This window comes from Vibrio sp. OY15 (genome assembly GCF_000742455.1).
Lineage (GTDB): Bacteria > Pseudomonadota > Gammaproteobacteria > Enterobacterales > Vibrionaceae > Vibrio > Vibrio alginolyticus.
The window spans coordinates 1-21,186 of sequence record NZ_JPIL01000004.1; the positions used below are offsets into that span (position 1 = coordinate 1).

Sequence of the window (21,186 nt, forward strand, 5' to 3'; positions counted from 1 at the left end):
TTTCCTCTTGCAAACTAACGCCCTGCTAAGGGGTGAGCAACGCAATACAGAAGCCGCCGCATACCACCTTAATCACTAAAATCAACGCATAGTAAAAATGCCACGCGTTGCGAATCCCTCTTGAGCAGTTTGTTAGTTTGCAAACCCAAAGCATTGATTTTATGTCATTTTAAACTTTGCAAACAATAAGCTTTATGTGTTTTGATGCATTTAAATCAGGCGTAGTCTAAAAGCGGCAAGTCAATGAAACCACGTGGAACAAACAATGCCGCAGAAAACGAACTCACAACAACAAAAAGCACTTTTGGAAAACCAATCTCACAATGCGGACTTTCAACAAAGTCACTGAAACCACATGAATTTACCACACCAAAGAAAACGTCATTTCAGCGAGTAAATCTGCTTTAGTACCAACAAACTTAACGAGCAGAGTTTCAGCAAAAAAGTTCAACTAAGTTAACCCAAAAGTCACCGTACCAAAGAACAAATCAACCATTGAAACCATGTCACTTTTGGATTTTAACCACGTGAGTTAACACTGAAATTGAACGCCGATACGACGATTTCGACTTTGAACTTTTACCACTAGATCTTGCGATATTGCTGCGTTTTTCCTCTTGCAAACTAACGCCCTGTTAAGGGGTGAGCAACGCAACACCGAAGCCGCTGCAAACCATCTTAATCACTAAAATCAACGCATAGTGAAAATGCCATGCGTTGCGAATCCCTCTTGAACAGCTTGTTAAATTGCTAGCTTTGTCACACTGAATACTTCACTTTGAAGTGCTCTTTAATTCTATCTATAATGTCTACACTAAAAATGACTAACCCATGAAATAGTTCATCTATATTTTCGACCTTTAGACGCTTGTATATATCATATAATACAACAATATACATTTCCGCTAGAAATACTAAAAGAGGCACATTATCTTTTGATCTAATTGCAGAGCGCGACATTATATAATTCTCTTCATCTATAAAATCCGACCAAATATTTCTATTATGATGAATAAAATTAGAAAATAGACCATTCAGGTGTCCTGCACTTTCAAATAGTTTCTTCAATTCAGATATGCTAGATTGAGGTTTTAAATTGTCGACACTTTTATCGTCAGATTTACTACATTGATACGAGTAAGATATTTGCTCCAAAATTACTCTAAATAAGCATTTGGTCTCGTAATAAAAGCCATTTTTTATGAGAATCGCAGCTGACTGAAATGTTGAGGTCAAACGTCCCATTGTTATATAGCTAATGTGATTTGCTTTGTTTATTTTTACGTCTTGTATAACCCTCGAAAAATCTTTTGAAGCACCAACCACTAATGAAGTTATAAAGTCACTAATTAGGTACTCTTCTGAAACCTTGTAGTCTTCATCATTAAAGTCGAAATCTAAGCTCTCTAAAAAACACTCTACATCTAAATTTCCATCTTGATCCATTGCGTTAAACATCAAATGGATTACATGTTTAACGTTTTTATTTTCATTTGCTTGTAGAGCATAAAAATAGTTATTTGATTCAAATGCCATGAGAGTATGGATGTGATCATTATCACCGTTTTTTTTATATACAAGGTCTTCAAAATTGAGATTCTTTATGAGCTCTTCAATAAATACATTTTCGTTCATTCTTATCCTCTGTTGACTTTGACAAGTAACTTAACGCCCTGTTAAGGGGTGAGCAACGCAATACAGAAGCCGCCGCATACCACCTTAAACACCAAAACCAACGCATAGTGAAAATGCCACGCGTTGCGAATCCCTCTTGAACAGTTTGTTAGGCGACATTTCTACGTTTAACTTCTTTCTCATACGAAGATTCGTTGTATAGCCAAATAGCCCAAAATGCGAAAAACATCCCGATCGTGTAAATTGAGTAATTAAGAGCATTATCCGATAAGAAAATCGTAATGCTTGGCGCATCAGAAGATGGATAAAGGAAAATAACATTAAAAATCATGTACAAAATGGCTGTGACGAAAGTGGTTCTGAAAAGCCAATTTAAACACCCTTTCTTTCGCGATTTTTGCCAATTATCAAATGCTTTACCATTCATTAACCCGCTCCTTTTCCGTTAACTGAAGCTAGATGCACCTCAAGATACTATCACTACTCTATCGTTTGTCTCATGTCGCCTAACGCCCTGTTAAGGGGTGAGCAACGCAATACCAAAGCCGCCGCATACCACCTTAAACACTAAAACCAACGCATAGTAAAAATGCCACGCGTTGCGAATCCCTCTTGAACAGTTTGTTATGTGCGTGCTAATTGAGGTACTTTTGTCAATGTTGCTGCCCTGTCAAAACTACTCTGTAATCTTCGTAGTCCAATGAGCTGTAGAGCTTTTTAGCTGCAACATTATCATCACCGACCTCTAGTGTGATTTTGAGGTAATCATTATCACGACAATACTGTTCGATACCATTCAGTTGCGCTTTACCCACACCTTTACCACGAAAGTTGTCCGACACCATAAAATCATGGACATTCATCACTCTTTGCGCACGATAAGTTGAGAACGATTCAAAGCAAACCGCAAAACCGGCAGGCTTATTGTCGACAAAACTGATAAATCCGTGGAAATAAGGCAGCGCAAACAGCTGAGCAATAACAGAGGGATCTAGTTCAACCGAGAAGCCCGATAGGTACTCTCTGAACAAAGTCTCGTATATAACTTTATCCTCAACACTTTCTGTTTCGATACGTCTGATTGTGATTTCCATATTCATTTCCACCAAAGCACATAACGCCGCGTTAAGGGGTGCAGGCACGCAATACAAAAGCTACCGCATAGCACCTTAAACACAGAACCCAACGCATACTAAAAATACCACGCGTGCCAAATCCCTCTTAAACGCTTTGTTAGCTGTGTTTTACAACACGAGCTTTGCTCCCAACATACCAAGAGCTGCGATAGCTACCATCGTAAACCAAAGGTAAATCATAAAAGATAGGTATAACGAAAATAAACCTCTCACAGCTTTATCTAAGTTTGCACCTCCATCGTGCTGTAAGAAGTACGCTAGTTCTGCTGTAGGTATTGATCCAGCAAAGCTCTTAAATTTGACCTTTACCATCATCAAGCCCATTGAGACTGGAAGACTAGATACTAATAAAATGATTCCCACCGAAATCCAGACATTCTCAGGGGATTCATTACCTAAAACTACTGCTGCCCCGATCAACACTAAAAGCATTCCCAGAAAGCCCTTAAAAGATGACAACAATGAGTCTCTTGTTTTTATATACAGCCAGAATAGCGGCTTATCGAATTTTCTCATTTTTTCCTCAAACTGCTAACGCCCTGTTAAGGTGTGAGCAACGCAATACCGAAGCCGCCGCATGCCACCTTAACCACTAAAACCAACGCATGGTAAAAATGCCACGCGTTGCGAATCACTCTTAAACAGTTTGTTATGTGCGTACTGTTTGTAGCAATTGCTCTGATAGTTCAGAAAATTGTTCAATGAACCAAGTTGAACCATCATTCATATTGCACTCAAGCACATTTATAAGTGCTAACTCTCGGGAATTTAGGTCTTGCTTAGCTACGTTTTCAATTGGGTAATGCTCTATATGCCAACCCCGTTTTTGAGCATTTGCTAACACAAGGTGAACGTAACGGTATTTCAAATTACCTTGTGATTGAAGAGAGCCATCTCTTTTTAACACTGGTCGTCGAGACTTTCCTTCGAGAATTTTTGCCACATTAGACTTGTACTCATTCAGCCTCGCTTTCTTCGAGGCTTTGCCAATATAGCGAAACTCCTTTTGTTCAGCAGAGATCTTAATGAAATACAGATATGGTTGAGTGAGATCGATTTGCTTAGGGTTTGTCCAATCAAACATTAAATCAGTCCTTGATAGTTGATTATCACTGATACCAAGATTAACAGACATGGTTATCTAAAGTTTAAGACTTTTTCCAAAGCACATAACGCCCTGTTAAGGTGTGAGCAACGCAATACCGAAGCCACTGCATACCACCTTAAACACCAAACACAACGCATAGCAAAAATGCCACGCGTTGCGAATCACTCTTAAACAGATTGTTAGCTTTGTTGGTTTAGAAAATGTCTATATAAAATGGACCTGACGCATTAGCGGTGGAGAGCTCACTCCACTCCTTCACCAAACTGTTGAACATACGTTGTACGTAGTTATTATCACTAGCTGCTTTGGGACCAACATATTCATTTCCGCGCTGGCACGTTTCATAGCGCATAAACATAGAAGGTTGAGATTTTTCGAAGCCAATTGGAGTTAAATTTGATGGAATTGGCGTGACGAATACCTCCCCATTTTTGTCAACCCATAAACAATGGCTTGCCGCGCTGTCATCACAAGATCCGAGTAGTGATGAGAGTTCTGACGCTTGAGGATTATTATTAAGATTCATAATATTACCTTATTTTACTTTAAATAATTATGCATTTTAATACATAAGCAATACATCTCACAGTGATAGTAAGCAAACAAACTCACCTCATAAAGCTAACGCCCTGTTAAGGTGTGAGCAACGCAATACCGATGCTACCGCATACCACCTTAAACACTAAAACCAACGCATAGTAAAAATGCCACACGTTGCGAATCACTCTTAAACAGTTTGTTATGCGTTTCCTTCCAACAAGCTGCTGTCATACCAGATATCTTCGTAGCCATTGTTATCTATTAAGAAGCGATAGCCAGGAGGCAAACCTAGATAAGCTTGCACTTGAGGTAGGTATTTAACTATATGCTCAACATGTAGCGGGTCAAAGAAGTCTGCGTTTGAAGATAACTCTTCACCGCACCAGATATACCAACCATTAGTACCATTTTCGGGAGCGACTCTCATACCATTAATAGGAATCTGACTTAAGGTAGAGAGTGCAATTCCTAGTTTGCTACCGGCTTCCGGATGTTCCTTTGCTAAATCTTTAAACTGATTATCCAACTCTTCCTCCTGACGCATAACGCCGCGTTAAGGGGTGAACAACGCCACCACCTAGCCTAAACCATTGTGCCGTAAACACTAAAGCTGAATCAAACTGAAAATGCCAAGCGTTGAGAATCCCTCTTAAATGCTTTGTTAGCACTTTCTCTTGCTTGGTAGATAAACTCTCGATGGTACTTTAAGTACTCAGCTGTTTCTTTGCTCAAGCTGCGAAGTTTTAAACTGGGCTCAACATTCAATGCCGATAGCGCTGAAGAGTCTAGTGATTCGGAAATTAAAATTTTTCCATACACATCAAAACTAATCATGCCACTATCGAACAAGGTATCCAGATTTGGTGTCAACAATAAGCCATTGTAGGGATCTAAGCGTTCTTTATTTGAAGAGTCACGCCAAGGTTTTATATGTGAAGCTTTTAAAAGCCCAACTTGCTCACACCCAGTTACAGAGCATCTTTTCCAAAGATCGATTAGGCTTTTTCGATACTTACCCTGTCCCCTGCGACTACTAACTAAGCACTCAACTTCTGTTTCCGTAAGTTTATCAAGTTCACCACTTGCTTTAACGTCTGCTATTTCGTCTTCTGGGTTTCTCAAGTAGAGTGGCTTTACTTCTGACAAATGAATCATAAACGAGCGCATAGATTCTTTTGTTTGAAACCCAAATGGGATTCCAAATGGGATAGGCAGCTCCCCTCGGTTGAGTCTTTTAGGAAACTTACGCATGCTAGATTTGTGATTCAAAGAACCTGTAGTCTCTACTCCGTCGAGAAAAGCTAGTTCATTTTTGTAGAACTCTGCACGAGGATGGATCACTAGACCTGAAGGTTTGGCCCCAGCCTGTTTATTAACGTAAACGTATTGCTTTAGCAATGGTAAAAAAACTAAATCGCATATTTAACTTCATGCCTCTCAGTAGCTTTGAACTCACTCAATACTTCTTCTATTTCTTTTAATGTGATCATTTACCAACTCTCGAAAGTGCTAACGCCGCGTTAAGTAGTGAGCAACGCAAACCACCAGACTTAAGGCATTGTTCCGTAAACACTAAATTCAAAGCAAACCGAAAATGCCGAGCGTTGGGAATCTGCCTTAAACGCTTTGTTAGCACACATTTGTAAGGGGATAATTATTCCAATTTCTCGAATCTGCTATTTGCTAGTGCTGACAATTGAACGCTGTCGATTCTCAATGAGAACTTTTCTAACTTTGATGTGTCTAGTAATTGGCATCCCATACTAACTCTCAGCTTGCTATCCTTTGACAACAGCCCATCATCTACTTCCATGAGCTTGCCAAACACTTTCTCTTCTCTTGTTTGAGCAACAAAATTGTACTTTTCAGTTAACGCTTGAGAATAACCTCGATAAAGAGCGAGACACTTTTCACGTGTCAGGCTTGTTCTGTCTGCTAGTACCGAATAAACCAATTGTTCTTCCAGCAAGATCTGCAATCGAACTGTATCAAAGTGCGATTCTTCGTCTGTCGACTGATCGTATTTAATAACTCGAGTGGGATAAGAAAAATCCAGTTTTAGTTCGTTACTATCAACCGTAGATTCGACTAAGGCAAGTAAAGGAATACTATTGACTACATCTGCTTCCATTATCTCGCTTTCATCGCTACAGGATGCACAAAAGAGAACTAGAGAGGCTATTCCTGCATTTCGAAATTTCATCTAATGTCCTTGTTTCCACCGAGTGTGTGCTAACGCCCTGTTAAGGGGTGAGCAACGCAATACCGTTGCCGCCGCATACCACCTTAAACACTTAAACCAACGCATAGTGAAAATGCCACGCGTTGCGAATCCCTCTTAAACAGATTGTTAGAATTATTTTTCACATTTGCTTTGAAATAACGCATTATGATGTTCCATATAACTAGAAAACCTAGCGGCTTCGTCATGAGACATACAATCAATGTTTACGGTAAAACCTGCTAAATCCTTATAATACTTTGGAAGCTTACGCAGAATTGAGTGGGAAAACCTGATTTCAAACTCATTTTTTTTCTTATAAAACAGAGACATTAAATGTGAGTCAAATAGCTTGTCTAACGTAGCTTCCAACAATATGCCATTAGCACCATCGAGTCTTTCGGTAGAATCAGAACAGTCTTTCCATGCCTTTATATGGGAAGCGATTAGGACCTCTCGAACAGAGCTAAGAGTTACAGCACAAGCTTCATTTCCCCAAACGCGAATTACATTTTTTCGATATTTCCCTTGTCCAACTCGAGCTTTCATCAGAGTTTCTCGTTCAGTTTCTGAAACGTCAGAATTCATAATTTCAGTAACATCATCTAGTAACTGATCTTCTGAATCAAAACCAACAAATAGCTGCTTTGAACTGTGCTTATTCTCGTAAAGATTATAGCGAGTTAGTTCGTGGAAAGAATGAAAGTCATCTATAGATATAAACTTAACGTCTTGCGGCTTAAAACGAATGTTAAAACAATTTATTGGTGGTAGCGTCGTCAACGGACTCGTATTGCCTCCGACAACCTCGACATCTTTAACCATTGACTCTATCACAGAGCTTTGATGAAATTTATCGTAAGCCGCTTTAGCCTCTTTTTCAGTCAGGCACTCTACGCTAGCGATTTTTGCAATAGATATATTTTTTGCTTTGAACTTATCATAAACATATAGATGAATAGCGTATCTACACCCTGCATGCGCGTGATTCGTTGTATTTACCGGTTGAAGAAAAGCATACTTATAGCCATCCACTAAGGTTTCGAAGTCAAACAACCATTCTTCAAACCCAAATCCATTGTCAAACTCAAACAGCCCTTCAGTTTGACTTTTACCGCGTGTTCCAGATGGCTTTTTCCAATCATTATCATTCCAGCAAATCCTAGCTATCTTTTCTTCCACGAAATATCCTTTTAATTCTAACGCCCTGTTAAGGTGTGAGCAACGCAATACCGATGCCGCCGCATAACACCTTAATCACCTAAACCAACGCATAGTAAAAATGCCACGTGTTGCGAATCACTCTTAAACAGATTGTTATAACTCGATGCTAAAGTTGTTTTCCTCTGCGATATCCCATGCTTTCGCAAACTGCTCTGGTGTCGGAGGTATTACGTCAAACCAGTCATAATTGAATACCTTTTCTCTAGCTTTGTGTAAGTCCCCGATAGTTTCAAAGCCATCACCAGGCAAGCCTGTTTCGGCGTTAACAACCAAAACACTTAAAGGAGGCAGTTTGTTCTGAGCACAAAAGTGAAGAATATGACCTAATTGTCTATCCATTGTCCCCGCTCCCTTATATCCAAGAATATCAGCGACTTCACCGTAAGTAGTAATTTTGCGTTCGTAAGCGAACCCTATCAAAATTTGCCATATCTGAAGAGCTCGGTTTTCAAGGCTCGTATGATTAGAAAAGTATTTGACCATTTAGCTTTCTCCATAGAGTTATAACGCTTTCTATACGGCGATTTGCCGTTTTTCTGGCAGACTATCGCCTTCTTTCTTATCAAAAGCGCTATCAATCGTAGCACTTATATATATGAAACAAATAGAAAAACAGTATGAATATGTGTGGTAGCGCGCGCAATTAGGCGGCGCACAGCACGCTAATTTCAAAAGTGGTGATACATTAACGGATCTGTATAAATAAACAGGTTAATTTATCATGAAAAGTCAGTTTTTACTTAGTGTAAAAGAGCACATGCTTACTCGTCATTATGCGAATAAAACTATCGAAAGTTATCTATTTTGGATAAAACGCTTTATCACTTTTCACCAGCTTGCACACCCATCAACACTAGCAGAAGATGATGTCATTCAATTTCTGAGTTACTTAGCGGTAGAAGAAAAAGTTGCGGTAAAAACGCAAGCTTTGGCGCTGAACTCAATATCATTTTTATATCGTGATTATTTCAAAACCCCACTATCACTTGATATGAGATTTCAGAAATCCTTGACCGAAAAGAAACTTCCCGTTGTGTTAACCAGGGAGGAGATCCGAAGATTCGTTCAGCATATCGACCCGAGGTATAGACTCCATATTCAGCTGCTTTACGGCTCAGGGCTTCGAGTGATGGAATGTTTACGCTTACGAGTTCAAGACATCGATTATGATTATGGTGCAGTTCGCGTTTGGCAAGGAAAAGGAGGTAAAAATCGTACAGTCACATTAGCCAAAGAACTGCATGAACCACTTAAAGCTCAAGTTAATTTAGCAAGAAACTATTACTTTAAAGATAGACACATGCCTGGTTATGCGGGCGTATACATCTCTGAAGGTTTACGACGTAAATACCCAAAAGCGGAGCTAGATTTTAACTGGCACTTTTTGTTTCCATCAACAAAGTTAAGCGCAGATCGAGATACTGGTGAATTGAGAAGGCATCATATCAATGAAAGCGCAATACAAAGAGCAGTAAAGCGCGCGGCAAGCGACGCAAGCATTGAGAAAACTGTAACTTGCCACACACTAAGACACAGTTTTGCCACGCACTTATTGGAATCTGGCGCAGACATTAGAACTGTTCAGGAACAATTAGGGCATACTGATGTAAAAACCACGCAAATCTATACTCACGTTATCGAGCGCGGGGCTGGCGGTGTGTTGAGTCCATTATCCAGCCTTTAGAAAAACAAAGCCACCTCGAAAGGTGGCTTTGCTTTATAACTCGTTATTGACGAACACCGAGTTTCACATTGCCTTTTGAATCAAACCAAAGTGCTTGTGAACGGCGACGTCCTATTAGTATCGGACCATCGTCATAAAAGAGAAAGTTCTTCCAGTGCTTTTTAAAAATAGACCATTTCGTTTCGATGACATTGTACTTCTCGTAGCAAAAGTAAACGGTCACATCGTCTTGCCAATCGATATGTGCCTCAACTTCCGCTAGCATGTCAGGATCATCCGACTCCCAGGCAGCCATCCAATCCACAGTTTCAGACCAATTCGCCTCATTCATTGGCCAGTCTTGGGAACTAAGTCTATCCATATCAGGGCTTTGAGCACTGATATTTTCTTTCCAAAATTGTGCTGAACGGGCTTGGCTCATCGGCTTAATAAAAGCCAAATCTTCTTCTGGCATAGGCATCGACTGATGCGTAAAAATCCATTTTCTTTGGTATTCATCCAAAGGCAAATAAGACATTCAGTCTCCTTTATTACGATTTCAGCCAACCTTTCTCTGTGGCTTCTTCAATCAACTCTTTCGCTTTGTCCCATAAGGTAACAGAGCCAAATTCAATTCGTTTATTAATGGTAAGTGCTTGTTCGCGTGAGACACCATGTTCCTTCCAACTCTGACCATTATTATGGTAGTTCAAGAGCATTGGAATTAATCGATCGAGTGCTTTTGCATACTTAGCATCATCGGTCTGCGCGGCTTCAAATTCATGCCAAAGCGCCAATAGCTCTTGCTCCTGATCGCTGGGTAACATACCAAACAAGCGCTCTGCAGCTCTAATTTCTTTTTCTGCTTGCTCTTGAGACGCAGCAGTATCATAAACAAAGGTATCGCCCGCGTCGATCTCTACTACGTCATGTATCAATAACATTTTCATCACTCGGCAAATATCAACAGGTGCATTCGCATGCTCTTCCATCAATATTGCCATCAGTGCGACATGCCAACTATGCTCACCACTATTTTCGAGGCGCCCTTCAGCACTTTTAACTCGAGTTCGGCGCAAAATGCTTTTGAGTTTATCGAGCTCGATTACAAGTGCTAACTGCTTTTCCAATCGTTCCATACTATCGCCCTTCTGGCTGCCAATTCGGATTAATAAGCGACGTTAGAACGTGGTCTTGCCACTCACCATTAATCAAAAGGTAATCTTTTGCATACCCTTCTCGGTTGAAACCTACATGCTCTAGCACAGCTTCACTGCGTTTATTGTGAGGCATGTAGCCAGCTTGAATACGATGCAGTTTCTGAACGTTAAACATGTAGTCGCAAGCCATGGTTAATCCACGACGCATATAACCATGCCCTTGCGCTTTTTCAGCGAGAGAATATCCGACGTTACAAGAATAAAAAGGAAAACGACTCAAACTACTAAAGGATATCGTACCTAGCATTTCACCCGAAGAGGCTCTGACTAAAAGGCAATAATACCCCAATCCCATTCGATGCAGCTCATTGAGCTTGATAAGCTTTTGCAACCAACCGTTCACTGAGAAAAAAGCCTCTTCACGTTTCGGTTCAAACGGTTTCAGGTATTCTCGGTTGGCTTGAAAATATTCGGCAATCATATCTGCGTCACCGATTTCAGCGGTACGAAGAAGCAAGTCACCGTCCAACTTATGAACGGCGATAGATGAGCTGTTATCTTCCATTACAAATGATTAATTCCGTCTTTTCGTTCAATTCGATTAATTCTTACGTATACCGTAATCACGCAGTTTATTAGCGATTGAGGTATGCGATACATTCAAGCGCTTAGCAAGCTTGCGGCTTGATGGGAATGACTGATACAAACGTTCCAGAACTTGAGATTCATAATCACGCATGATCTCATCCAAAGAACCGTCGATGTTAAGCGTTGCACTACCAGCGCCGACTGACTGAGGCTGAGGTAAATTGAAGTGATCCGCGTTTAGTATATCACCATCCATTTCCGTGAGCGCTCGAAGAACCATGTTATCCAGCTGGCGCATGTTTCCTGGCCACTGATAATTTGCAAGGGCATCAACTAGACCATCATCAAACTCTGGCTTATCAATCCCAAGCTGTTGAGCATGTTTCGCCACAAACAACTCAAGCAATGGTGCAACGTCGTTTGAGCGCTTACGTAACGGAGGAATGCTGAGCGTAAGTACGTTGAGACGATAATACAAATCTTCACGGAACATTCCTGCTTCAGAAAGCTCGGCAAGGTTATGTTTTGTTGAAGCGATGATACGAACATCGACATGCATCTCATCTTCTGCACCGACACGACGGAAATTACCATCCTGTAGAAAACGTAACAGCTTGATTTGAAGGTGCGAACTCATTTCACCGATTTCATCAAGAAATACCGTGCCGCCATTTGCTTGCTCAAAGATGCCTTTGTGGCCTTGTTCATGATTGAATGAACCCGGCGCATGACCAAAAAGTTCGGTTTCTGCTACATCGTCAGGCATAGAAGCACAACTCAAAACTAGGAATGGCTTGCTCGCGCGGCTAGAACGGCTGTGGCAAGCTTTAGCAAGCATTTCTTTACCAGTCCCCGTTTCGCCCTCAATCAACAATGGTTGGTCAAGCACAGACAGCTTCTTAGCTTGGTTCATTAGTGCTTTATGACGGTTCGATATACCAACAAAGTGCTCAAAACCCAGAGGATTATGCAGCGGTAGTGCTTCTTCAATTCTGGCAACTTGCTGACTAGAGCGAATCGTCATTAGAGTACTCGCTAGAGTCGAGTTTTGCGCTTCGTCTCGGATATAAACGGGCATCAACTCTAGAACATAGTCCAAGCCATCAATCACAAGGTTTTCCCGCGTTCGACCATTAACACCTTCAGACCAACGAGAGAAACGAACACTTGGTAACAAAGCACCGATTTGAGTACCAATCACTTCTTGCTTGTGAAGGCCAAGCAATGAAAGTGCAGACATGTTTGCCATGTCTACGGCACCTTTAAGATCAATGGCAAAAACCGGATCGGGCAAGTTATCAACTAACGAGAGCAGCTCCGTATTGTGGCGCTCCATCGGCATAAACTGGATTTTACGTACGTCTTTCACCCCCGGAATACGGCGGATTTCAGCCATCAGCTCACTAAACGTATCAAAATCAATATCCGGGCAATTCAAATAGATAATACCGCTAATATCGATTTCGATACCACGCAAGTCGATGCTTTTAGACGCTAAAATATCGAGCAGTTCTCGGGTCAAGCCGAGTCGATCTTCACATAAGACTTCAAGACGCACTTAAAATATCCCAATTCACAACTGTCAGGAAAAGTTGACAGTAGTTTCTATCATGCTTGGAATGGCGTCAAGCAATCCTATCCATCAAAGTTGATATTCGTTACGGTTTCATCGTAATTGATGCAACTTTCGCCGCCACTGCCTTGCGTATGGTGCCCAACTTAACCTGACGGTCAGGATACCAGGGTAGTGGACGCAATAAGGTCATCGCTTTCAAGCCCAAACGTGCCGTTAGAATACCAACACCTAGTCCCTGCCCTGCACGAGCAGAAACTTTGCCAGCAAGATCCATCGACATCAAATCCATACTGGCATCAATAGCGAGCTCACTGGCTCCAGCCGCCGCCATATTGACAAATACCGCTCTTAGTAACTTGATGCGAGAGGCATAACCTAGCTCTACCCCATATACTTTGGAGAGGTTGTCGATCATTTTGAAATTTCGCCAAGCCACCAGCAACATATCAGCGGCAGCCAGAGGGCTCACGGCGACTAGGGCCGCACACTCGGTTGCGTGCTGTGATACGATTTTCGTTGCCAACTTGTCTTGTTGGCTCACCACCATCGAGTCATACATATCAAGAATTTCAGCGTCACTATGAGCAGGGTTAATACTGTTCTGCCAACGATCAAAGCCCGGATTCTCTGCCATCACACCACTTTGTTCTGCTACGGTTTCGCAAAAGGCTTTCCCTTTCCCAACGCTCTCACTATTAACAAGTGCTTCTGCTTCTTCTTGAACACTAAAATGATTTCGTAGTTTTCGCAGTTTCCAAAGCTCTTTACCCATAGCTCCTAAACCAAGCGAAGCGATCGCAGCAATAAACCCCGTCCAGCTTAAGGCTAGCCAATCAGAAGCCTGAATTGCGGTTATAACCGAGTCCACCGCTTGCCAGCCAACCAGACCAGCAAAAGTTGCAAATGCGCCAGTCGCGAGCCATTTTCTGCCCGATTTTGGACGAATGACATGCTCGAGTTGCAATTCCTGTTCGGTCTCCTGGTGCGCTTCTTTAACTTCAACAGGTACAAATGTTTCTTTTTCGCCGAATGTTTGCTGCGCCGTCAATTCCGGTTGATTCGATTGCTGCTCTTTTTCCATTACCTTTTCAGAGAAAACTTGTTTTTGCTTCAACTCACTCATTTCAATTTATCTCCAATCAGGTAATCCAATGCTTTGTCTAAGCGTATGTGCTTCACTGGCTCATCATTCGGTAAGGGCATCGGACGAAACGACGTAAAATCAAACCCGTTGTTTTGCCAATACGCTGCATTTGGTAGCTTTTTCGGCACCTCTCCGGGAAACATAGTCATCGGCTCACCACCCAATGTTGTTCCTTGTAACGCCGGGATGGTCTTATCTCCAGAGGAAATAAACCCCGTCGTGGTTGCTTGGATGGAAGCGATACTCATGCAGCTCATCTCAATATTCTCGTAGGCTGCCGTTTGCCATGCTGGATGCACCATTTGTTGGAGCAGAGACACCAAATTTGGGTGCTGATCGGGCGTGATATGATCCGCTTTTGTAGCAGCAAACAACACTTTGTCGATTTTTGGTGAGAACAAACGACGCAAAAAGCTACTACGACCATAGCGGAAGCTATGCATGATCTGTTCTAGCGCTTGGCGCATGTCGTAAAACGCTTCATCACCGGCATTGAGAGGCTGCAAACAATCCACCAGTACAATCTGGCGATCGAAGGTCGCAAAATGATGCTTATAAAACGCTTTCACGACTTTCTGTTGGTATTCCTGAAAACGGGCTTCTAACATCGCTAAGTTACTGCCCTTGGACGCTTTGCTTTCCGAATCAACACGACACGGAAAAAACTGTAGCACCGGCGCGCCTGCTAGCTCACCAGGTAATACAAAGCGGCCAGGCTGAACCCAATGAAGGCCAGCGTCTTTACAGGCATGAAGGTACTCGGTGTATGTGTGTGCAACTTTCTCAAGTAGTTTCTCATTCACTTCTGCAAAGAGATCCACTTTCTCCAGTTCAGAAAGCCAAGCTTTGGCTAAATCGCCACGCTGGCCTTTAAGTGCATCAAACTGAGTTTGCGACCACGTTGCAAAGTCCATGTCCAATAAAGGCAGGTCGAGCAACCACTCTCCTGGATAGTCGATAATATCAACATTTAAAATTGCGGTTTTACTCAACAGCTTTTTCGTAGTTTTATTTGGTTTGTACTTGAGCGCTAAGCGAATCTCACTCACATCACGTGTCGGTACTGGCCACTGAGGTGGAGTGGCATGAATTTGGCTCATCGCCTCATCGTAAGCAAAGCGTGGCACCATCATATTCGATTGAGGCTCACGCTTCGCCCCAATAAGGCGCTTATCTCTAGCCGCAGTCAAAAGAGGCAAATTGTCATGGGTTGCAGTATGAAGAAGCTGATTCACTAATGACGTGATGAATGCCGTCTTACCGGCACGAGAAAGTCCGGTGACAGCAATTCGAACATTAGAGTCCATACCTCTGTTGATAAAGTCATTAACTTCTTTCTTTATTCTCTTCATTACGCTTCTTTATCTTACTCCACTTTAAAACAACGTTGTCAGCGACTTCGAATTTCGATCTATGAATACTGTTCTATCCCGAATTCTATGAGTTTAACTTTATATACCTTAATAAAAGATGAACAAAACATCCGGCTTAATGCTGTGTTAAAAAAGAAAAGCCCCTGAGTGGTTCAGAGGCTTACTTAATCTACAGCATTAGTAACTCTATATGCGCTGATTACTATGTTAAACAGGAACCCGCTTTCTTTAAGCCTAGTCGTCTTCGATTAACTTATAGATAACAAATAGAGCGATTTCCAAAATCAACCACAACACACATGTGATGGTCACGTACTTTTCATCAAAGATGCTGATACCGTGAAGAATCAAGTCATAGCCAACAAAGCCACCTATCACTACAGCAAGAATAATTTGTAGAATCTGAATAAAACGAGGCATGCCGTCTCCTAATTATTGTTCGCATAACGTTTGATTGCTATGCCTAAAGGTTTATATCCTTAATTATATAGACAAAAAGTGCAGGTTTCGCTGCACTTTTGTCAATTGTTTGCTAGGTAAATCAGCACCTTGTCACATTCTCTCTACTGAGACGCAGCAAGATTGCCCTTTGCCTTATGCTTCCATCTCTTGAATTTTCACTTTCCAAGTGTCTGGACCAATTTGGTGCGCGTTAACACCATTTGAGTCGACGGCCACTGTTACTGGCATATCTTCAACTTCAAATTCGTAAATCGCTTCCATACCTAAATCTTCAAATGCGACAACGCGAGCTTTCTTGATTGCTTTCGCCACCAAGTACGCAGCGCCACCTACAGCCATTAGGTAAACCGCTTTGTGATTCTTGATAGATTCAACCGTTGCAGGGCCACGCTCAGCTTTACCGATCATGCCCATGATGCCGGTCTTTTCTAGCATCATGTCGGTGAATTTATCCATACGCGTTGATGTTGTTGGGCCAGCAGGACCAACGACTTCATCACCAACTGCATCGACAGGGCCTACGTAGTAAATGAACTTACCGTTTAGATCTACGCCTTCAGGTAGACCTTCACCGTTATCTAGCATGCCTTGAATACGTTTATGCGCAGCATCACGACCAGTCAGAATTTTACCTGATAGAAGAACCGTTTCGCCTGTCTTCCACTCTTGTACTTCTTCTTTAGTAATTGTGTCTAAGTTTACGCGACGCGTATTTTCGCCCGCTTCCCAAGTGATATCTGGCCAATCTTCTAGTTTAGGTGGTGTTAGCTCTGCTGGGCCGCTACCATCAAGCGTGAAGTGTACGTGACGAGTCGCCGCACAGTTCGGGATCAAACAAACAGGCTTAGAAGCCGCGTGCGTTGGCGCAGTTTTGATTTTAACGTCGACAACAGTCGTCAAACCGCCAAGACCTTGCGCACCGATACCAAGTTTGTTCACGCGATTGAAGATATCCAAACGAAGCTCTTCTTCTGCGTTTTGTGGGCCACGGTCAATAAGCTCTTGAATATCGATGTGTTCCATTAGAGATTCTTTTGCCAATACCGCTGCTTTTTCAGCCGTACCGCCGATACCAATGCCAAGCATGCCAGGAGGACACCAGCCCGCCCCCATTGTTGGTAGCGTTTTTTCTACCCACTCAGCAATATCGTCAGATGGGTTTAGCATCACCATCTTAGTTTTGTTTTCGCTACCGCCGCCCTTCGCAGCGATCTGAATTTCAACTTTATCGCCCGGAACCATGTTGATATGTACGACGGCAGGCGTGTTGTCTTTGGTATTAATACGTTTACCAGCAGGGTCCATAAGTACTGACGCACGCAACGGGTTATCAGGGTTCGTGTACGCTTGTCGAACACCTTCATCTACCATCTGCTGAACCGTCATGTCGGTCGAATCCCATTGCACGCCCATACCGATGTTGACGAAACACGTCACAATACCAGTATCCTGACAAATTGGACGGTGACCTTCTGCGGACATTCGGGAGTTAATTAGGATCTGAGCAATCGCGTCTTTCGCGGCTTGACTCTCTTCGCGGTGATAGGCTTTTTCAAGAGCTTGAACAAAGTCTAGCGGGTGGTAGTAAGAAATATACTGTAGCGCATCAGCGACACTGCTGATCACATCCTGCTTGCGTATTACCGTCATTACATGCCTCGTTATAGTTATGCTTCCATTATTGGCTTGGCTTCAATCGTGTTTGTTGAGCTTATTGCTCTTTTGAGCTTCGTTTTTTATAAACAATTGTCGAACGGCTGATATCGACACACGAAACGCTGAAGTTGCCTACTTGTAAACCATCTCAAAACCCTATGAATAGAGGGAGTTTGGCTATACAGAGGAATATGATACTCTTGCTGCCCATGACATGCCATGCAGTGAACGATCTCTTTGTCACAAATTACACAAATGAACAACATGGACAATCAATTCATTGATTTTAAAGCGCTGGAATACGCACCAGAGTTTGCTCTTCACCTTTTTTCTCGCATTCAACACCTACCTTGGGCGATGTTGCTGCGTTCTGCATCAAAAACGCATATCGATAGCCGCTTCGATGTATTGGTTGCCAACCCAATTGCAACGTTAGAAACCACTGCCGACAACACACAAGTTGAAACACCATCGAATGCCTATTCAACTCAAGATGACCCATTTGCGCTGCTTCATCAGTTGCAAGAACAGTGGCTTCCTCACGTAGAGTTAAATAAAGAATTGGATTTGCCTTTTGTCGGCGGTGCGCTCGGTTACTTCAGTTACGATTTAGGTCGCCGCGTAGAAACGATGCCAGAAGTGGCAGAAAAGGACCTCAACACGCCGGATATGGCGGTAGGTCTGTATGAATGGGCCGTTGTTGTTGACCACCAGCTAAAAAAAGCATGCTTAGTCGGTCAGAACATCGAGCAAGCTTGGCAATGGTTAAACGAGCAAAAAGCAGAACAAACCGTTGACTTCGCTTTGTCTGGTGATTGGCAGTCAAACATGACGAAAGAGAGCTACGCCACTCGCTTTGACCAGGTGCAAGAATACTTGTTGAGCGGTGACTGTTATCAGATCAATTTGGCGCAGCGCTTTAACGCACCGTATCAAGGCAGTGAGTGGCAAGCGTATCTGAAATTGGAGTCCGCAAACCAAGCGCCATTCTCAGCGTTTATCCGTATGCCTGAGTCTTCGATTTTGAGTATCTCTCCAGAGCGCTTTTTAGAGCTCAAAGATCGCGTCATTGAAACGAAACCAATCAAAGGTACTCGACCACGCAGCGAAGATCCAACGAAAGATAACGCTAATGCCTATGACTTGCAGACAGCGGAAAAAGATCAGGCAGAAAACCTGATGATTGTCGATTTGCTGCGTAATGATATTGGTCGAGTTGCATCACCGGGTAGCGTTCACGTTCCAAAGCTGTTCGATATTGAAAGCTTCCCTGCCGTGCATCATTTGGTGAGCACCATTCGTGCAAATTTGGATGAACAATACGCTCCTGCGGATTTGCTGCGAGCGTGTTTTCCAGGCGGTTCAATTACGGGCGCACCTAAAGTTCGCGCAATGCAGATCATTGAAGAACTGGAGCCGCATCGACGCAGCGCGTATTGCGGCAGTATTGGCTACATTTCACGCCATGGTCGTATGGACACCAGCATTACTATCCGAACTCTTGTAGCGGAACAAAACAAACTTTACGCTTGGGCTGGCGGCGGCGTCGTGGCAGATAGCGATTGCGCCTCTGAGTATCAAGAAACGTTGGACAAGCTTTCAAAGATTTTACCAGCGCTGCAATCGTAGATTTCAACCGTGGACAACGTCGCTTTAATGCTATTGACGAAAACAATCTAAAACGCCTCCAGAACGGTAATGCCGCTCATTTAACAGCGAGTGGCATATTTCTGTATCTCATCACCCTGCACAGCGACGAAGGAGCGTGATACAGGTTCTTCTATTCAAGCACTTTGTGGTCAAATTTGTTTCATTACCCGCTCGGCGTGCTGCTACTAGATTCTTAGTCTCGCCAAGGCTCGATAGAATGACCCAAAAAACATCGTTAAATGATCGGCATTATCCAGTGTGGTGCGTTTTTTTGTGTATTTTATTTGCATGTACTTTAGCTTTTAGCCGTTGGCCAACAAACATACTTTTTAAGAGGCAGCGTCTACTGCTCAAGCCACTTACACATAATCTGTTCAATATCGGTTGCGGTGTACGGCTTAGTGAGGATGTCGTCCATGCCTGAATCAATACACTTTTGACGCTCTTCGATGGTAGTGCCAGCGGTTAATGCAATAATAGGATGAGTAAAGCCACGCTCTCTCAGATACATCGTCGCCTCATAACCATCCATTTCAGGCATTCGGCAGTCCATGAATATCAGTTCGTAGTCTTTACTTTTCACCGCTTCTAATGCTTCTTTGCCGTTGGCTTTTAAATCAGGTGTAATGTCGAGTTTTTTCAGCATTTGAGTAACAATGACTTGATTCATTCTGATGTCATCAACCACTAATATTGAGCGTCCTGCTAAATCGCTTCGCTCTATGGTGACCAATTCCCCCTCTGCTGTGCCTTGTGCTTGCCCTTCCTCAAGAGGAATAGCAACTTTAAAAGTTGTCCCTTTGCGCTCTTCACTCTCAAAGCTAATTTGACCTTGCATCAAATCCACGAGGTTTTTACAAATCGCGAGACCTAAACCTGAGCCTTCAAAGCTGCGTTTCGCCGAGCGATCAACTTGGACAAATGGATCAAAGAGTGACGGCTGTGCTTTTATTGGGATGCCAATACCAGTGTCTTCAACCTCAAAATAAGCCGTGCCGTTAAGCCATTCCACCCGTAACACGACGCCACCCAAGTGAGTAAACTTAATCGCGTTTCCCACTAAGTTAACCAAAATTTGTGTAATGCGCTCTAAGTCACCGACTAAAAATTCTGGAATCCCCAGCTTTTTGTCGATAGAGAAATGGATGCGCTTTTCCGCAGCCTTAGCTGCAAATACACCCATGATGGCTTTTTCAAGCTCCTCCCAGGCAAAAACTTTATGTATGATTTCCATCATACCGGCATTCATCTTACTGAAATCAAGAAGATCATTAATGATAACTCTCAATAAGTCCCCTGATTGAGTCAGATTGCTCAAGTATTGACGCTGCTCTTCTTCTAATTGGGTTCGACTCAATAACTCCGCACTACCCAATACGCCATTGAGAGGAGTTCGCAGCTCATGGTTAATCATGGCGACAAACTCCTTCGTCGCTTTCTCTGATTCCTCAGCCCGCTTTCTCAGCTCGACCTCTCGCTCTAAACTTAAGTGTCGACCAATAACACCATGAACTAAGTCAGACACGAGCTCCATCTGTTTGGAAATAAAAGACTGATCGATTTGATCTTGCAACACAGAGAAAATCAACTCCCCAACCGTTTCCCCATCAATGATAACTGGCAAATGCAAATTCTCTCCCTGCCAATTAGGAGTGGTGAAAATCTCGTTGTTATGACGAAGCTGTATGTGACCAAAGTGATGACGACGCAATGAGCTCAGCTTTGTAGCGTCAAGAAACAAGTAAGCCGCAGAAATGATCGAGTTAGAAGTGAGCTGCTCAATAAAGCTCGCTATCATTGCTTCATCGAACGTGCTCGATAAAAAAGTACGACCGAACTTAATCAACGTCGCATCAATTTGCTCTTCAAACTCAAACTTACGAAGATCCTTTTTAGATTTCAGCTCCAGCTTTTTCAATGCAACACTGAGTTGCTGGTTGGATTCATATAACTCTAAGCTTTTCTGTTCCAACAGCTGCTCAGCTGCTTTTCTTGATGCAACTTCTCGTTTGAGTTTCCTTTCTAATGAGGAACTTCCCGTCATATCGTT

General features: G+C 42.6%; 22 protein-coding genes. 2 read left to right on the forward strand and 20 right to left on the reverse strand.

Going from position 1 to position 21,186, the window contains the following annotated elements:
- Positions 1-759: 759 nt before the first annotated feature.
- The 11 genes from IJ23_RS05215 to IJ23_RS25555 form a co-directional block, all read right to left on the reverse strand.
- A complete protein-coding gene (locus tag IJ23_RS05215) occupies positions 760-1,635 on the reverse strand; it encodes a hypothetical protein (RefSeq protein ID WP_033905613.1) in 876 nt (291 codons plus the stop codon).
- 148 nt (positions 1,636-1,783) lie between these two features.
- Complete coding sequence (locus IJ23_RS05220; RefSeq protein ID WP_033905615.1) at positions 1,784-2,062, reverse strand: hypothetical protein; 279 nt, start codon at positions 2,060-2,062, stop codon at positions 1,784-1,786.
- A gap of 226 nt (positions 2,063-2,288) precedes the next feature.
- On the reverse strand, positions 2,289-2,729 hold the full coding sequence (locus IJ23_RS05225; protein WP_033905617.1) for a GNAT family N-acetyltransferase: 441 nt from the start codon (positions 2,727-2,729) through the stop codon (positions 2,289-2,291).
- A 150-nt stretch (positions 2,730-2,879) separates the two neighbouring features.
- Entirely contained in the window at positions 2,880-3,287 is a 408-nt protein-coding gene (locus IJ23_RS25545; protein ID WP_033905618.1) for a hypothetical protein, read from the reverse strand.
- A 133-nt stretch (positions 3,288-3,420) separates the two neighbouring features.
- Positions 3,421-3,855: a hypothetical protein gene (locus IJ23_RS05235; RefSeq protein ID WP_033905620.1), complete on the reverse strand. Its 435-nt coding sequence runs from the start codon at positions 3,853-3,855 to the stop codon at positions 3,421-3,423.
- 217 nt (positions 3,856-4,072) lie between these two features.
- Positions 4,073-4,405, reverse strand: coding sequence for a hypothetical protein (locus IJ23_RS05240; protein ID WP_050550064.1), 333 nt, complete (start codon positions 4,403-4,405; stop codon positions 4,073-4,075).
- Between the two features lie 213 nt (positions 4,406-4,618).
- Entirely contained in the window at positions 4,619-4,963 is a 345-nt protein-coding gene (locus IJ23_RS05245; protein WP_033905622.1) for an immunity protein Imm33 domain-containing protein, read from the reverse strand.
- 71 nt (positions 4,964-5,034) lie between these two features.
- Positions 5,035-5,670 (reverse strand): HNH endonuclease, encoded by a 636-nt coding sequence (locus IJ23_RS05250; protein ID WP_235213032.1) that lies wholly within the window; start codon positions 5,668-5,670, stop codon positions 5,035-5,037.
- Positions 5,671-6,073: 403 nt separating this feature from the next.
- A complete protein-coding gene (locus tag IJ23_RS05255) occupies positions 6,074-6,550 on the reverse strand; it encodes a hypothetical protein (protein WP_152560883.1) in 477 nt (158 codons plus the stop codon).
- Positions 6,551-6,775: 225 nt separating this feature from the next.
- Positions 6,776-7,822, reverse strand: a complete 1,047-nt coding sequence (locus IJ23_RS23730; RefSeq protein WP_050550066.1) for an HNH endonuclease — start codon at positions 7,820-7,822, stop codon at positions 6,776-6,778.
- Positions 7,823-7,957: 135 nt separating this feature from the next.
- Positions 7,958-8,203, reverse strand: coding sequence for a hypothetical protein (locus IJ23_RS25555; RefSeq protein WP_225478311.1), 246 nt, complete (start codon positions 8,201-8,203; stop codon positions 7,958-7,960).
- Between the two features lie 382 nt (positions 8,204-8,585).
- Here IJ23_RS25555 and IJ23_RS05270 point away from each other — a divergent pair, with 382 nt between their 5' ends.
- The gene (locus IJ23_RS05270; RefSeq protein WP_017636093.1) at positions 8,586-9,548 is read left to right on the forward strand and encodes an integron integrase; all 963 of its coding nucleotides are present in this window, start codon (positions 8,586-8,588) and stop codon (positions 9,546-9,548) included.
- 43 nt (positions 9,549-9,591) lie between these two features.
- Here IJ23_RS05270 and IJ23_RS05275 read toward each other — a convergent pair whose 3' ends face one another.
- From IJ23_RS05275 to IJ23_RS05310, 8 genes are all read right to left on the reverse strand, one after another.
- On the reverse strand, positions 9,592-10,065 hold the full coding sequence (locus tag IJ23_RS05275; RefSeq protein WP_033905624.1) for a DUF2947 domain-containing protein: 474 nt from the start codon (positions 10,063-10,065) through the stop codon (positions 9,592-9,594).
- A 13-nt stretch (positions 10,066-10,078) separates the two neighbouring features.
- Entirely contained in the window at positions 10,079-10,666 is a 588-nt protein-coding gene (locus IJ23_RS05280) for an HD domain-containing protein (RefSeq protein ID WP_005376917.1), read from the reverse strand.
- Between the two features lies 1 nt (position 10,667).
- On the reverse strand, positions 10,668-11,252 hold the full coding sequence (gene rimJ, locus IJ23_RS05285; RefSeq protein WP_005376916.1) for a ribosomal protein S5-alanine N-acetyltransferase: 585 nt from the start codon (positions 11,250-11,252) through the stop codon (positions 10,668-10,670).
- Positions 11,253-11,288: 36 nt separating this feature from the next.
- A complete protein-coding gene (tyrR, locus tag IJ23_RS05290) occupies positions 11,289-12,833 on the reverse strand; it encodes a transcriptional regulator TyrR (RefSeq protein WP_017820442.1) in 1,545 nt (514 codons plus the stop codon).
- A 100-nt stretch (positions 12,834-12,933) separates the two neighbouring features.
- On the reverse strand, positions 12,934-13,974 hold the full coding sequence (locus tag IJ23_RS05295; RefSeq protein ID WP_005388274.1) for a YcjF family protein: 1,041 nt from the start codon (positions 13,972-13,974) through the stop codon (positions 12,934-12,936).
- Positions 13,971-15,347, reverse strand: a complete 1,377-nt coding sequence (locus IJ23_RS05300; protein WP_033905625.1) for a YcjX family protein — start codon at positions 15,345-15,347, stop codon at positions 13,971-13,973. Before IJ23_RS05300 ends, IJ23_RS05295 begins: the two co-directional genes overlap by 4 nt.
- A gap of 255 nt (positions 15,348-15,602) precedes the next feature.
- Complete coding sequence (locus IJ23_RS05305; protein WP_005376906.1) at positions 15,603-15,788, reverse strand: hypothetical protein; 186 nt, start codon at positions 15,786-15,788, stop codon at positions 15,603-15,605.
- A gap of 174 nt (positions 15,789-15,962) precedes the next feature.
- Positions 15,963-17,480: a fumarate hydratase gene (locus tag IJ23_RS05310; protein ID WP_005376905.1), complete on the reverse strand. Its 1,518-nt coding sequence runs from the start codon at positions 17,478-17,480 to the stop codon at positions 15,963-15,965.
- A 270-nt stretch (positions 17,481-17,750) separates the two neighbouring features.
- Here IJ23_RS05310 and pabB point away from each other — a divergent pair, with 270 nt between their 5' ends.
- Positions 17,751-19,115, forward strand: coding sequence for an aminodeoxychorismate synthase component 1 (gene pabB, locus IJ23_RS05315; RefSeq protein WP_033905626.1), 1,365 nt, complete (start codon positions 17,751-17,753; stop codon positions 19,113-19,115).
- A 364-nt stretch (positions 19,116-19,479) separates the two neighbouring features.
- On the opposite strand, the gene IJ23_RS05320 is transcribed toward pabB, so the two are convergent.
- Positions 19,480-21,180, reverse strand: coding sequence for an ATP-binding protein (locus IJ23_RS05320; RefSeq protein ID WP_017820446.1), 1,701 nt, complete (start codon positions 21,178-21,180; stop codon positions 19,480-19,482).
- Between the last annotated feature and the right edge of the window lie 6 nt (positions 21,181-21,186).